Raw genomic sequence first — 516 nt, forward strand, 5'->3', positions numbered from 1 at the left:
TTTTCATGCTGTGGTCCTCATCATCATGTTCTAAATCCAATAGGCGACAAGGATGTGGTGAACATTAAATTTTATTTTTGTACTCGATACTCACGCGATGTGACGAGAGGCAAAATTGAAAAATGTTACGTTGAGTCCAAAATCAAAACTGAGTATGAACTTGGTTTCTTCCTGTCACAACCGCTCGAATGACTCTGCCAGAACTGAGGTTTTCTACCTCAATCTGTTGGCCTTTCGCTCCATCTTCTAAGGCGACACCTTTGGTGCTTGCACTAAATCCATCTTTGCTAGCAATGATGATGATTTCATTGCCTTTCTCAATCAAAGCGGGGGCACTTAAGTTGGTTGGATCGACGACTTGTCCGGCGCGGAGTCGACGCGTGGTTTCCAAGCCGATGGCGTGTTTAGGATCGGTGTAGAAATCGTCCGAGCGCGAAATGGTTCGAGTTTCCAATTTCAGATGATTGGCTGTCACCACTTCACTGCGACCTACAGTCGTCGCCGCAACCACCACTG

At 46.3% G+C, this 516-nt stretch carries 1 protein-coding gene; it reads right to left on the minus strand.

From position 1 onward, the window contains the following. Window positions 1-142 precede the first annotated feature (142 nt). Window positions 143-516 (minus strand): flagellar basal body P-ring formation chaperone FlgA (gene flgA / locus R7O13_RS30975; protein ID WP_318305739.1); only part of this gene is annotated, 374 nt, incomplete at its 5' end.

This window comes from Vibrio sp. Y176 (assembly GCF_033438945.1).